The organism is Carnobacterium sp. (genome assembly GCF_049673005.1).
Classification (GTDB): Bacteria; Bacillota; Bacilli; order Lactobacillales; family Carnobacteriaceae; genus Carnobacterium_A.
Window position 1 is genome coordinate 1 of record NZ_JBATXB010000061.1, and the last position, 13997, is coordinate 13997.

A 13997-nucleotide genomic window follows, 5' to 3' on the forward strand; every position below is an offset into this window, starting at 1 on the left:
CAAAAAAAATACAAGATAGCTTACTTGAAGTTTCTTTAGACTACTTAGCTGTCGGATTAGATCCAGCTAAATCAACTATTTTTGTGCAATCTCAGATTCCTCAATTAGCGGAATTAACGATGTATTATTTAAATTTAGTGACGGTTTCTCGTTTAAAACGCAATCCAACGGTTAAATCAGAAATCAATGAAAAGAATTTTGGGGAAAGTATTCCAGCGGGCTTTTTCATGTATCCAGTCAGTCAAGCTGCAGATATTACAGCATTTAAAGGAACACACGTGCCTGTCGGTGAAGACCAAAAGCCGATGATTGAACAAACGAGAGAAATTGTAAAAGATTTCAACCGAATCTACAATACAGATACATTGGTTATGCCAGAAGGAATTCTTCCTGAAAAAGGACAAGAAAGACTCGTCGGTATTGATGCCAAAGGAAAAATGAGTAAGTCTTTAAACAATGGGATTTACTTATCCGATTCATCTGATGATATTAAAAAGAAAGTTATGAGCATGTATACTGATCCAAATCATATTCATGTGAATGACCCTGGTAAAGTAGAAGGCAACGTTGTGTTCACTTATCTGGATGTTTTTGGAACAGATAAAGAAAAAATTCAATCCTTAAAAGAAGAGTACCAACATGGTGGATTAGGTGATGTCAAAATCAAATTGTACCTAAATGAAATTTTACAAGATTTCTTACAACCTATTAGAGAAAAAAGAGAATTTTTTGCGAAAGATAAAGATGAAGTTTACCGTATGCTGAAAAATGGTAGCTTAGCAGCTGAAAAAGTAGCTGCACAAACCTTATCTGAAGTTAAAGCCGCAATGGGAATTAATTATTTCGGGTAAATTTTTATTAACTAGATAATAGAGCTTTCTCAACACAGTTTACCTGTTGAGAAAGCTTTTTTTGACTCTTTTCACAATGTAGAACGTACTGTTGCTATTGAATCCCTAAATCTTCTATCCGTTTTAAATAAACGGAATTATAGTCGTGCATTAGTTCGTCATAAAAAATAGATGGGAATATTGAATCATAGAGTCATTATACTAAACGCTACTATCTTTTTCTTGATTTTAAAATTATCTGCTAAATGTTACCTTATCTAAAAAAGTTCACACCACATTTATTGAGTTTTAATAAAATCATCTAACGTTTAGAAAACACAAATAAGAAGTTGGTTAAAGGGCTCTTTCTTCATAAGAATTCGCTTTCATGTTATACTATGAGCAACTAAATGCCACTTTAAAAAAAGAGAGGAAGGAAAAGAAGATGATGGAAGAACTAAAGAAATTGGTATTCGCAGGAATCGGGGGAGCGGCTCTTACGTATGAGAAAGCTCAAGAAGTTGTAGAGAGTTTAGAAAAGAAAGGGAAATTATCAGTAGATGAAGGCAAGCGTTTAAAAGAGGAATTGCTGCAACGAAAAAATGGTGCACAGAGTGATTCAGTTAATCAACAAGACGTAGAAGCTCATTTAATAGAAATGACAGCAACGCATAGAAAAGATATTGACGAATTAGAAAAAAAAGTAGAGGAACTATCAAGAAGAGTAGAAGAGTTATCTAGAGAATAGGAGACTGTTAACTATCGGTGGAGGTTAAGAGATGGAAAAGTCAGGTGGTGAACGCTTAAGAGAAATAGCAACGGTTCTTGCTTCATATGGGTTTGGACACATTTACCGCACTAAATTAAAAAATAAAGATCAGAAACAAGATGCCGTTAATTTGCGTAAAGCATTTGAAGACTTAGGCTCTAGTTTTGTGAAAATAGGGCAAATTATTTCTACTCGGCCAGATTTATTGTCGCAAGACTACATTGACGAACTATCTAAATTACAAGATAAGGTTCCGCCTTTTCCATTTACCGATATTCAACGTATTTTTAAAGAAGAATTTGGTGAATCAATTGAAACTATTTTTGACGAGATAGAAGAAAAACCGTTAGCGAGCGCATCTATCGCACAAGTTCACCGGGCTAAGATGAAGAATGGCAACGAAGTGATTGTAAAAGTCCAACGTCCAGATATCGAAGAAAATTTATTAAGAGACATTCATTTATTTTCTCGGATATTATCCATGGCGCCAGGGACCATAAAAGATTTGGTTTCTGATCCAGATTTAGCTCTGAAAGAAATTGAAAAAGCCACAAGAATTGAACTAGATTTTAGAAATGAAGCGACTGCACTACTCAAGTTCAACGTATTGAATAAAGAGATTGAATCGGTAGGTGTTCCGAATCTAGAAAGTGCCTATGTTTCAAAAAGAGTATTAGTAGAAGAATACATTGAAGGAATAAAAATCCTTGATCTATCTGAACTTGAGAAAGAAGGGTACATCAAAGAAGACATTGCGGAAAAACTGATTGTTTCGTTTTTTTCGCAAGTCTTTAAGGATGGATACTTTCATGGGGATCCTCATCCGGGAAATATCTTAATCCGAAACAAAAAAATTGTCTTTATCGACTTTGGGATCATGGGCGAATTAGCTAGTGAAAATAAAAAAAGTTTAATCAAATTATTAAAAGCCATCGTCTTTCATGATATTGATTTAGTGATGAATATTCTCCTTAAAATGGGAGTAACAAAAGAACGAGTCAATCAATATGAGTTTTATGAAGATTTAAATTATTTTTTTGATACTTACTTAACAGCGAGTTACCAACAAATTAACATGAGTACACTATTTTCTGATATTTTAGATGTAACTCAAAAGCACAAGGTCGTGATACCCAATGACTTTAATATGCTAGTCAAGTCGATGGGCATGCTAGAAGGTATTTTATCCGAATTGGATCCGAGCATAAATGTCCTTAAAGTAGCCAATATGTACATCCAAACTAGCGATGAAGTGTCTCTTTATGAACCGTTTTCTAAAGATAAGTTGCTTATTTCGAGTTACCAATTGGCGAATGATTTAATTGGTCTTCCAACTCAACTAAGGCAGTTGTTAAATAACGCTAATAGTGGGAGAGCGAAGTTTCATATTGATTTAGTCGATGGCGATAATAAGTGGAAAGGCCTCAATAAAATGGTGAATCGATTAGTCTTTGCATTGATTATTGCAGCATTGATTCTTTCGTCAGCCATTATTGTCGCGATGGCTACCAATTCTGGTGTTAGTACGATTGGCGTAGTGATTTTTCTTGGGGCAGGATTAATGGGCATATGGTTATTGATCTCTATTATTCGTTCAGGTACATTGTGAAGCAGTAAAAATAATGAGGAATTTTTCCTCGTTGTTTTTACTGTTTTTTTGTTAACCTATTCCTTATTTTGATAGGAATGAAAGCCTATTCTGACTAATGGAACAAACAGATTCATTTTTTTAGAAAAAGAATAGAAAAGCGCTTAAAAATAAAAGGAATAAACCGATATGAAGAATGGCTAGTAATTTGACATGAAATAAGCGGTTATTCCACGAACAAATCAAGTAAATGAAATGCACTATACATAAGAACTAGTCAATTTTAATTACATAAGAGGAGGCTTTTTAGTGGTTCGTAAAAATAGAAAATCGAAGATCAAACAAATGAAGGTCAGAAAAAAAAGTATAGGCTTAAAAGTTGGAGCAACATTGTTTTCGTTGTTTATTATACCTGTAATAGTAGTGTTAGTGTCAACAAATATGAATACCAGAACGTCTATTGCAAAAAGAATTGAAGCAAGTGAAAAAAGCACCACAGTTCAAGTAGCGACTCAATTAGATTGGGCAGGACAAGAATTAGAAGATACATTAGAGGTATTAACTCAAAAAGCTAGTTTTAGAGACATGGAAAATGGTCCTGAAATGGAAGAAGCTATTTTAGAAGATTTAATATTTGTAAAATCAAGTGGGCTATACATATCAGATGCTTACTATGCTCCTGTAGAAGGTGGATTAATTAGGGAAGAACCGATTCCTGATTTTGATAGTGCATCAAGAGTTTGGTATCAACGAGCTGTAGAGAGACAAGGAGCGGTCTATTGGACAGAACCTTATTCGGACTTTGTAACCGGTGAATTAGGATTGACGGTTTCTAAAGCAATCGTAAAAGAAGGTGAAGTTGTTGGTGTAGTTGGATTGGATTTGAGTTTTGCTAAACTAGGAAACATGATTACTTCATCTCAGATTGGTTCGACTGGAGAAGTTTTTGTTCTCTCAGATAAAGGAACCTACTTAATTTCTAAAGATAAAGACAAAATAGGCAAAGATGTGTCGAATACTCCTATTTTTAAAGAAGTTGATGATCAATTTGGTTTTATCTTAGATGAATCATTTAATGAAGAGGTCCAAGCATACTATAGAAAAGTTAACCGATTAGGCATTATTGTTTACGGAGCCGTTCATTCGGATGAGATGGCTGAAGAAAATCAAGCAAGTTTGATTGATGCACTGGTTGTTTTTGTAGTAGCAATAATCGTGGCTTTATTATCAGCCCTTGCCTTTACGCTAATTATTAAAAGAATAACAAAAGAAATTATTTCTGCATTCACTAAAGTTGAACAAGGAGATCTAACCGTTGAGATGACACCTTCGGATATTTCCATTAAACCTAGAGTGAAATGGTTACAAAAAACTAAACGTACTAAGAGTAAAGAAATTACAGCAAACGGTGATGAATTAAATCAAATCGCTTATTCGTTTAATCGAATGGTGAAAAATTATAAGGCAATTGTTGGAGATATTCAAGGAAATAGTCAAACGATTGTAGATATGACTCTGGCACTAACAGAAATCTCAAAACAAACCACAACCGCGACAGAAGAGGTATCTGAGACGATAAGTGGGATCGCTGAAGCAACAAGTGTACAGACACAAGATACAGAGGAAGCAGCAACTAAAATGGAAGAACTCTCAACTCTTCTTGCTAAAGTTGAAGAAAACGTGCAAGTTATTGGACAAAGTGCCGATGATACTACTATAGCCAATGGAAACAGTAGTGCAAAAATGTTTGATGTTTATGAAAATTGGCAAGCAAACATTCAAATGATGGTCCAATTGACCGAAAGTATTAACGCGGTGGATGCCGACATACAAAATATTGAAACGATTAGTAAAGCCATTAGTGGTATTTCAGCTCAAACGAACTTATTAGCTTTAAATGCCTCCATAGAAGCTGCAAGAGCGGGAGAATCTGGAAGAGGATTTGCAGTTGTTGCAGATGAGGTTAGAAAATTAGCAGAACAAAGTGCTCAATCAACTCGTAGCATCACCGATATTATTAAAACGGTTCAAAAGAGCTCGCAGACAATGATTGTTAAGATGAGTCAATCGTTTGAAGAAAGCGAGAAACAAACGAAAACAATTGATGAAGCCATTGACTCTTCGAATACGGTTACCGATCAAATGGAGATCTTAGTAGAAAATATTATTAATATAGTCGGATTAAGCAGCCAAATTGGAAGACAAAAAGATGAAGCCGTTGCTTCAGTAGAAAATATTGCTGCATCAGCTGAAGAAAACTCTGCAGGCACACAAGAAGTCTCTGCTAATGCCGAAGAAATATTAGCGACAATGGAAGAATTTAGTGCCAATATTCATGATTTAGATAACATTGCAAAACGGTTAATAGATGAAACAAGTCAATTTAGATTAGACTAATCACTTTTTTTAAAAAATAAACTAGTGCGTTTTACTTAATCGTCCATCAATAGAACCTTGAATCAGCGGCTATTCGGCTGTATAAAAAGAAACGGTCGTTTCTTTTTATACAAAAGAGTGCTGCTGGTTTTCTATTGTTCAATAAAAGAAATGTGTGAAATAGATTTTAGGAGGAACGACATGGAAAAGTTTATAGTGTTTACTAGTGGCGGTCAAAACTTTGCCATACCCATTACAGAGATTGAAAAAATTATTATGATGCAAGATCCAACTAGAATTCCGGATACGTCTTCTTATTTATTAGGAGCCATCCCTTACAGTGATCAATTATTGCCAATCGTTGATCTGTGCGAAAGATTGTTTAAACAAAAAACGGTTGTAACAGATAGTACAAAAATCATTGTGGCAGAGTGGAAAGAATTAAAAATCGGTTTAGTTGTTGAAGATGTTCTATCTGTTAGCAACTTTGAAGAAATTTCTAAAGATGAGACAGAAGAAGAAATGCAACACGCTGCAAAATATGTTCGAGCTTTATTTAAAACAGAAGAAGGCATTGTCTTAGTGTTGGATGTAGACGTCTTGTTTTCATCAGAAAATGAAAAAGAGCTCATTGAATTAATCAATAAATAAAAACGATTAAGAATAAGGTGTTAGATAAACAGAATGGGGAAGAAGGCATGATGGACGAAATTAAAGTAGGTATTTCAGACTATAAAGTAGCGAGGATGCCCCAAACATTGATGACAATTGGATTAGGTTCCTGTGTAGGAATTGCTATTTATGATCCTAAAACAAAAATTGGTGGACTCAGTCACATAATGCTACCGGATAGCAGTTCATTTAAAAATGCAACTAAAATAGAGAAGTTTGCTGATTTAGCTATTCCTCAAATGGTTTCAGAAATAAGGAAAGAAACGAAAAATCAAAACCTAATTGCTAAAATTGCAGGTGGTGCGAGCATGTTTCAAACGGCCAATGATTCATATATAGGAAGCATTGGTGAAAGAAACGTTGCCGCAGTTGAACGGAGTCTAAAACTCTTGAATATTCCTTTGTTAGGAACCCATACAGGAGGAAATATGGGGAGAACAATGATTGTAGATTTAAGTACGTTTACAGTTAAAGTTCGCATGGTTAGTCGAGAAATTATTGTATTGTAAACGTGAATAGGAGCGAGTAGAAAAAATGGGAATAAAAGTGTTGGTCGTGGATGATTCTGCATTCATGAGAAAAATAATAACCGAAACAATATCAGAAGTAGACGGTTTAAGCGTTATTGGAACGGCAAGAAATGGCCATGATGCGCTAAAATCTATTCCTTTATTAAAACCAGATATTGTGACGTTAGATATCGAAATGCCAGGTTTAAATGGACTGGAAACACTTGAGATTATTAAACAAACGTTTACTATTCCTGTTGTGATGATGAGCTCCCATAGTGGAGAAGCTGTAACAATTGAAGCATTAGAATTAGGTGCAATGGATTTTATTGAAAAACCTGTGGATTTGAAAAATCAATCAGAAGAATTTAAAAAAGAGATTGAACTAAAAATCTTGCCTTTATTCGAAAAAGCTAAAGAAATAGGTCAAAAAAAAGAAATAGATAAAAGCAGTGTAAAGAAGGAATGGCAAAAAAAAGTACCCAAAAAAGTAAAAGCTATCGCAATAGGAGCGTCTACTGGGGGCCCAAAAGCGTTATTGCATGTGATTCAACACTTGCCAGAAGACTTAGACATTCCGGTCTTTATTGTTCAACACATGCCTAAAGGCTTTACATTATCTTTTGCAGAACGATTGAATATGAAATCTGCAGTTAAAGTTGTTGAAGCAAAAGAAGGAATGGTTATTGAAAAAGGAACCGTTTATCTAGCTCCTGGAGATTTTCATATGACAATCAAACAAAATAAAATTGCGTTAGATAGTACCGCTAAAATATTAGGAGTAAGGCCAGCAGTAGATTACTTGTTTCAATCCGCTGCAAGTCTCTATGGTTCATCATTAGTCGGCGTGATCTTAACGGGCATGGGCCATGATGGCAGTGTAGGGATGGGCGAGATTAAAAAGCATGGTGGATTTACATTAGCGCAAGATCAAGAAACCGCAGTTGTCTATGGTATGCCAGGAAATGCTGTTAAAAAAGGTGTAGTAGATGAAGTGGCTAGTTTGACAGAACTATCGGATAGGATAAATTGGATGATAAGGATGAGACAATGAACCTAAACTATGAGTTTTTTTATGATTGGACGAACAAACACTTAAATCTTAATCTAGATGGTTACAAAGAAAAACAATTGCAACGAAGAATTGCCAGTGTCATGAAAAACGCAGGTGCTCTAACACTTGAAGAGTATTCAAAAAAAATAGCCCAAGATGAAACGGTCAAACAACAATTTTTAGATTACATCACAATTAATGTGACTGATTTTTTTCGCAACCAAGATATTTTTGAAGAGTTCGAATCACAATTAAAAATACTATCCACAACATTCCCCTCAATGAAAGTATGGAGTGCAGCGTGTTCTACTGGAGCAGAAGCTTATTCTATGGCGATGATTTTCGACAAACATCAATTGAGAATGGCAGAAAAAATATTGGCAACAGATATTGATGAAACGATTCTAAAAAGAGCAAAAGATGGGGTTTACAAAAACCATGAAATGAAAAATGTTCCGGCAACAGAACGAGCTGCTTACTTTGAAGACAAAGAAGGAACGTTTTATCTAAAACCGCTTATTAAAAACAAAGTTCAATTTAAAAGACACGATTTAATTGCCGATAAATTCGGGAAAAACTTTCATATTATTGTTTGTCGAAATGTCACGATTTACTTTAAAAATGAAGTTAAAGATGAGTTGTACCAACGATTTAGTGATTCCCTTGTTAAGGGTGGTATTTTCTTCACCGGAGCAACCGAAGCGATTTACAATCCAGAGATATACGGATTGAAAAAAATATCTGCATTCATGTATGAAAAACTGTAAACTAAACGAAGATTCAACAAAAGATTTTTAGAAAGAAACAGAGCCTGTTATTTAGGTTATATGAAACGAATGAAAGGGTTGGTTTCACAATTTTTCGAGACCAGCAGATGAAACAGGAGGAACACTATGGATGAAAATAGTAAATACCTCGAATTATTTTTTGAGGAAGCAGATGAACACTTACAAAGTTTGAATGAGCAAGTACTTGAATTGGAAAAACACCCAGAACAATCTGAAATCGTTGATGTGATGTTTAGATCAGCTCATACGATTAAAGGGATGGCAGCTACTATGGGATTTGATACAATGGCTAAGTTAACCCATAATATGGAGAATGTGTTTGATTTATTAAAGACAGATGCCATTCAAGCCGATGAAAAATCAATTGCATTAATTTTTGATTGCTTAGATACCTTGTCAGAATTGGTTGAAGACTTACGTGAAGAAAACAATATCGAACGGGATATCTCAACCTTGATTGACCAACTAAATGCGGTTGTTAATGGAGAAAGTGAAGCCATCGTTGAAGCAACAGAAGAAGCAGATGAAGAGTTTAATCTAGATCTACATAAACTAGACGATTCCGATGTTCAAGTAATCGAAAACGCCAAAGAAAGTGGCTTTAATGCGTTCAGATTAGCCGTTAAAGTTGACGAAGACAGCAGCATGAAGAATGCCCGTGTTTTCTTAGTGATGAGTAAACTAGAACAAGCAGGAGATGTGCTTTATGTTGAACCGGCTACCGAAGTGCTTGAAAATGAAGAATTCGGAGATGTATTTAAACTGGTCTTTTTAAGTAAATCAGATGAAGAAACCGTTAAAAATTTAGCTCTAGATAATAGCGAAATCGAAGCGGTTTTGATTGAAACCATTACGGATGCTCAAGAATTGATGAATACCACTTTACCAGCAGTAGTGAACCCTAAAGAAATAGCGGTTGTTGAGAAAGAATTAGTCAAAGTCGATACGAGTGAGACTAAAAAAAGCTCGTCAAAAGCACCACAAAAACAAGCAATGAATCAATCGGTGCGTGTGGATATAGATAAACTCGATACGTTCATGAACTTGGTATCCGAATTGGTTATCTACCGCACACAATTAGAAGATTTTAGTACCCAACTTCAATCTACCGGATTAAATGAACCGCTTGAACAAGTTGCTCGAATTAGTTCAGAACTACAAGAATTAGTTTTGAAAATCAGAATGCAGCCTGTCAGCGCCGTAATGAGTCGTTTCCCGAGAATGGTTCGTGATTTAGCGAATGACTTAAATAAAGAATTTGAGTTAATCATTGAAGGGGAAGACACTGAATTAGATCGTACAGTGGTATCTGAACTAGGAGAACCCTTGATTCACTTGATTAGAAACGCAGCCGATCATGGAATTGAAATGCCAAGTAAACGTCTAGAGTTGGGCAAACCGGCAAAAGGCCAAATTAAAATCACAGCATATCAAGAAGGAAACCGTGTTGTCTTGACTGTTTCTGATGATGGTAAAGGCGTTAATCCTGCCGCTATTAAAGAGAGTGCTGACAGAAAAGGTATCCCAACTGAAGGATTAAGCGACAAAGAGTTGCAACAATTAATCTTACACGCTGGTTTCTCTACAGCACAAGAAGTGACAAGCATTTCTGGTCGTGGTGTCGGAATGGATGTTGTCAAACAAAAAATCAACATGTTGGGCGGAACCATTGAAATTGATAGTGTCGTTAACAGGGGGACTATATTTAAAGTTAACTTGCCATTGACCTTGTCTATCATTCAATCGCTGCTAATCAAAGTTGGCGAAGAAACCTTTGCTATGCCACTTGGTATTGTTCAAAAAATAATCAAACCTGAAATTGAAGAAATTATTCAAGTACACAACCGTGAAGTTTACTTATTTGAAGAAGTAGCTCTTCCAGTGATCCGCTTGAACGAGGTCTTTGATATTCCAGCAATTGAAGAAGATAATCTGCACTTGATTTTAGTTAATCAAGGAGATAAACAATATGCCTTAGCAGTAGATGATATTCTTAGACAACAAGAAATTGCGATTAAGAAACTAGGAACAGAATTAAGTATGATGAAGAAATACCTAGGCGCAACAATTATGGGAAATGGTGGCATTATTATGATCTTAGATATTGCTAGCATCTGTAAAGAAACGAGTCAGGAGACCAATTATGAACTCTGATTACTCTTTGTTAGAATTAGATGCGCTTAAAGAGGTCATTAACATTGGTGGCGGAAACGCCGCAACGAGTTTATCTCAATTAATCAACAAACCGGTCAACATGACGGTTCCGGTTATAGAGATGTTGGACTATTCAGAAGTTTATGAACAAATTATGCCAGAAGACGCTGTGGTAAAAGCGGTGATGATGCGCATGCTCGGCGATGCAGACGGAATGTTTCTGTTCACAGTCGATCAAGCAGGTTCAGAAAGTATTGTGACTATGATGATGCCTGAAGGAATCGATTATTCAGAATCCTTAGCCGATTCTGCGTTACAAGAATTAGTCAATATTTTAGTGAATTCATTTTTAAATGCGATTATTAAATTATTGGATATTCACCTGATAACTTCTGTGCCGCTATTGACAAAAGATATGTTTGGGGCGATTATGAGTAGTGTCTATATGGAACAAGGGCAATATGAAGAGTCCGTTATGATTATCAAAAATGAGTTTTACTACGCTGGAGACCGCTTAGAGTCTTCATTGTATTTTGTTCCTCAACCAGGAATACTAGAAAAAATGTTTGAATTATTAGGAGTCGGAGGAGAAGATTAACATGACAAAAAGAGTAATGGTAGTAGACGATGCAGCATTTATGAGAATGAAACTAAAGGATATTTTACAAAAGAATGGGTATGAAGTTGTTGCAGAAGCACAAAATGGCGTAGAGGCTGTTGAGAAATATAAAGTAGAAAAACCAGATTTAGTTACAATGGATATCACAATGCCAGAGATGGACGGCGTTGAAGCCTTAAAAGCGATTAAAGCATTCGATCCAGCATCTAGAGTTGTGATGTGTAGCGCTATGGGACAACAAGGAATGGTAATGGATGCCATCCGTTCTGGAGCAGTTGATTTTATTGTCAAACCTTTTGACACAGACCGTGTGATCAAAGCGTTAGACAAAGCAGCACTGTAGGTTAGTCATATGACACAGATAATTGTTTTCACATTAAATAATAAGTACTACGCATTTTTATCAGAAGATGTGGAAGAAATATTGAAAAAAATGACGTGGACAACGATTCCTCAGTCTCCAGAATGGGTACAAGGGTTAATTAACCTAAGAGGAAATGTCATTACCTTAATAAATTTCTATAAACTTTTATCTCCCTCTGTTGAAACAGAAGAATTATGTTACAATAATATTGTCATTGTGAAAAACAAAGACGAAAAATTGGCATTCATGGTGGATAATGTTGAGTGGGTTACTGAAATTGATCCAGCAGCTATCCAACAGTTAGAGAATAAAACCGATGATCACATCTCTGGATTAATCCAAGTAAAAGATCAACTGGTAAATATTATTAACATGGAGACACTATTTTATAAAAATGAGGGATAATAGTGAAACAAGTTTTATCACAACAAGAAATTGATTCTTTATTGGAAGCTGTCAAAAGTGGCGAAATAGATGAAAATAAACTTGAAGAACAAGAAAACGAGAAGAATAAAGTGAAAAGTTACGACTTTAAACGTCCGGCTCGTCTTTCTAAAGAGTACATTAGTACACTAAACATGGTCTTTGAAGAATTTTCTAAAATTGCTGGAAATCGATTGTCAACGCAAGTTAGAAACAATGTTGAATTGCAACTCGCTTCAATCGAACAAGTGAGTTTTGATGAGTTTGTACACTCCGTACCGCGTTTTACGTTAATGGGGCTGTTTCACTCGAAACCTTTGGAAGGCACACAGATTATTGAATTAAGCCCGCAACTTTGTTTGCAGTTGATTGATTTATTGTGTGGCAGTTCTGAAGTGAGATCTAGTGACGACCAGATAAGCAAAACCAACTTCACGGATATTGAAAAAGCGATACTGACAGATATTTTAGGCGATTTAGTCCACTCTTTTGAATTGGCTTGGCGAGATGTTATTGATCTAGAAGTTAAATTAGAGACAACAGAAACCAATCCACAGCTATTACAAAACATGTCCCCTAATGAACCGGTCATCTTAGTGACATTTACGGTTGATTTGTTTAATGTACGGACGTTTGCGAATATTTGCGTTCCTTACATATTTTTTGAAACGATTTTAGATAAATTGAGTTTAAAGAATTGGTTTGATACCGAAAGAGGTGCAGACCGCTCTGATAACAAGAGAATAGAAACCAGTTTAAATTCTGCCAAAGTAAATCTGGAAGTACTTTTAGGAGAAGCTACCATGACCTTAGAAAACTTTTTGCAGTTGGAGTTGGGTGACATTATTCCTTTAGATGGAAAAACGTCTGATCCACTGGTTATGTCAGTAGAACAACGTCCGCATTATCTCGTTAAACCGGGATTAAAAGGTAAAAATAGGGCAGTAGAAGTATTACAGTATATCGAAGGAGAGACGAACTGATGAGTAACGAAATGCTATCTCAAGAAGAAATAGACGCGATGTTAAATGGACCAACTGAAACAGCCACAACGATACCGAACGCAATAGATAAAGACCAAGAAGATATTATTGGTGAAGTTGGAAATATTACGATGTCCCAAGCAGCAACCACTTTATCGGCTATTTTAAATCACCGTGTAACGATTACAACTCCACGTGTCTCTTGTTTGAAATTTGAAGAGATTATCAAACAGAGCAAAGCGCCAAAAGTGGTTACCACAATTGAATACAAAGAAGGTCTAATAGGCAGTAATCTATTGATGATGGATGTAACGGACGCCATTATTATTGCAGATTTAATGATGGATGGCGATGGTGATGCTACCGGGAAAGAATTCACTGAATTAGAATTAAGTGCCGTTGGTGAAGCGATGAACCAAATGATTGGTTCATCTTCAACAGCAATGGCAACGATGTTGGAAAAAACAGTTGATATTCTTCCTCCCGATGTTGAAGTGTGGGAAAATATAGAAAACGTTCAATACGATAAAATTGCTGCAGATGCAGTTGTTTGCAAGATTGCGTTCAAAATGACTGTTGATGATCTGATTGAAAGTGAGATTATGCAAATCTTTACACTGGATACAGTAAATGATATTTCTAATATCATGATGAATGGGAACGAAGCTGAAGTTTTAGACTACAAAAAACCACAAGCTCCAGTGCAAAAACCTGTTCAAGAAACCAAACCAGTACAAACTGAAACAACAGATAGAGTAGCCATCCAAACGCCTGGCTTCCAAGAATTAACAGATAACAACACATCAAACAACGTGAATAATCTAGATTTAATTATGGACGTACCACTTCACTTTAGCGTCATGCTAGG

The 13997-nt window shown here is 35.7% G+C and carries 14 protein-coding genes; all 14 read left to right on the forward strand.

From position 1 onward, the window contains the following. Positions 1-851, forward strand: an 851-nt coding sequence (gene trpS, locus WBF61_RS05000; protein WP_424254473.1) for a tryptophan--tRNA ligase, incomplete at its 5' end; no start/stop codon positions are given. Between the two features lie 424 nt (positions 852-1275). Next, complete coding sequence (locus WBF61_RS05005) at positions 1276-1578, forward strand: phasin family protein (RefSeq protein WP_424254474.1); 303 nt, start codon at positions 1276-1278, stop codon at positions 1576-1578. A 31-nt stretch (positions 1579-1609) separates the two neighbouring features. Then, positions 1610-3208, forward strand: a complete 1599-nt coding sequence (locus WBF61_RS05010; RefSeq protein WP_424254476.1) for an ABC1 kinase family protein — start codon at positions 1610-1612, stop codon at positions 3206-3208. Between the two features lie 288 nt (positions 3209-3496). Continuing rightward, positions 3497-5584, forward strand: a complete 2088-nt coding sequence (locus WBF61_RS05015; protein WP_424254478.1) for a methyl-accepting chemotaxis protein — start codon at positions 3497-3499, stop codon at positions 5582-5584. A 180-nt stretch (positions 5585-5764) separates the two neighbouring features. Continuing rightward, positions 5765-6214: a chemotaxis protein CheW gene (locus WBF61_RS05020; protein WP_424254480.1), complete on the forward strand. Its 450-nt coding sequence runs from the start codon at positions 5765-5767 to the stop codon at positions 6212-6214. A gap of 47 nt (positions 6215-6261) precedes the next feature. Then, entirely contained in the window at positions 6262-6744 is a 483-nt protein-coding gene (locus WBF61_RS05025) for a chemotaxis protein CheD (RefSeq protein WP_424254482.1), read from the forward strand. A 25-nt stretch (positions 6745-6769) separates the two neighbouring features. After that, a complete protein-coding gene (locus tag WBF61_RS05030) occupies positions 6770-7798 on the forward strand; it encodes a protein-glutamate methylesterase/protein-glutamine glutaminase (protein WP_424254484.1) in 1029 nt (342 codons plus the stop codon). Further along, entirely contained in the window at positions 7795-8565 is a 771-nt protein-coding gene (locus tag WBF61_RS05035; RefSeq protein WP_424254486.1) for a CheR family methyltransferase, read from the forward strand. The genes WBF61_RS05030 and WBF61_RS05035 overlap by 4 nt, the downstream gene beginning before the upstream one ends. Before the next feature lie 126 nt (positions 8566-8691). Further along, positions 8692-10740 carry a chemotaxis protein CheW gene (locus tag WBF61_RS05040; RefSeq protein WP_424254488.1) on the forward strand — a complete coding sequence of 683 codons (2049 nt, stop codon included), beginning with the start codon at positions 8692-8694 and terminating at the stop codon, positions 10738-10740. Beyond that, positions 10730-11338, forward strand: a complete 609-nt coding sequence (locus WBF61_RS05045) for a chemotaxis protein CheC (RefSeq protein ID WP_424254490.1) — start codon at positions 10730-10732, stop codon at positions 11336-11338. The genes WBF61_RS05040 and WBF61_RS05045 overlap by 11 nt, the downstream gene beginning before the upstream one ends. Before the next feature lies 1 nt (position 11339). Then, positions 11340-11702: a response regulator gene (locus WBF61_RS05050; protein WP_424254491.1), complete on the forward strand. Its 363-nt coding sequence runs from the start codon at positions 11340-11342 to the stop codon at positions 11700-11702. A 9-nt stretch (positions 11703-11711) separates the two neighbouring features. Beyond that, positions 11712-12128 (forward strand): chemotaxis protein CheW, encoded by a 417-nt coding sequence (locus WBF61_RS05055; protein WP_424254492.1) that lies wholly within the window; start codon positions 11712-11714, stop codon positions 12126-12128. Between the two features lie 2 nt (positions 12129-12130). Further along, the gene (fliM, locus tag WBF61_RS05060) at positions 12131-13129 is read left to right on the forward strand and encodes a flagellar motor switch protein FliM (protein WP_424254493.1); all 999 of its coding nucleotides are present in this window, start codon (positions 12131-12133) and stop codon (positions 13127-13129) included. Next, the coding region (gene fliY / locus WBF61_RS05065) for a flagellar motor switch phosphatase FliY (RefSeq protein ID WP_424254495.1) at positions 13129-13997 on the forward strand (869 nt) is incomplete at its 3' end. The genes fliM and fliY, both read left to right, overlap by 1 nt.

Excerpts from the sequence above, each read along its gene's own strand:
- WBF61_RS05045 (WP_424254490.1), top strand. The coding sequence starts at position 10,730 with ATGAACTCTGATTACTCTTTGTTAGAATTAGATGCGCTTAAAGAGGTC.
- WBF61_RS05030 (WP_424254484.1), top strand. The coding sequence starts at position 6,770 with ATGGGAATAAAAGTGTTGGTCGTGGATGATTCTGCATTCATGAGAAAA.
- WBF61_RS05010 (WP_424254476.1), top strand. The coding sequence starts at position 1,610 with ATGGAAAAGTCAGGTGGTGAACGCTTAAGAGAAATAGCAACGGTTCTT.
- WBF61_RS05025 (WP_424254482.1), top strand. The coding sequence starts at position 6,262 with ATGATGGACGAAATTAAAGTAGGTATTTCAGACTATAAAGTAGCGAGG.
- WBF61_RS05055 (WP_424254492.1), top strand. The coding sequence starts at position 11,712 with ATGACACAGATAATTGTTTTCACATTAAATAATAAGTACTACGCATTT.
- WBF61_RS05040 (WP_424254488.1), top strand. The coding sequence starts at position 8,692 with ATGGATGAAAATAGTAAATACCTCGAATTATTTTTTGAGGAAGCAGAT.
- WBF61_RS05005 (WP_424254474.1), top strand. The coding sequence starts at position 1,276 with ATGATGGAAGAACTAAAGAAATTGGTATTCGCAGGAATCGGGGGAGCG.
- WBF61_RS05050 (WP_424254491.1), top strand. The coding sequence starts at position 11,340 with ATGACAAAAAGAGTAATGGTAGTAGACGATGCAGCATTTATGAGAATG.
- WBF61_RS05020 (WP_424254480.1), top strand. The coding sequence starts at position 5,765 with ATGGAAAAGTTTATAGTGTTTACTAGTGGCGGTCAAAACTTTGCCATA.
- WBF61_RS05035 (WP_424254486.1), top strand. The coding sequence starts at position 7,795 with ATGAACCTAAACTATGAGTTTTTTTATGATTGGACGAACAAACACTTA.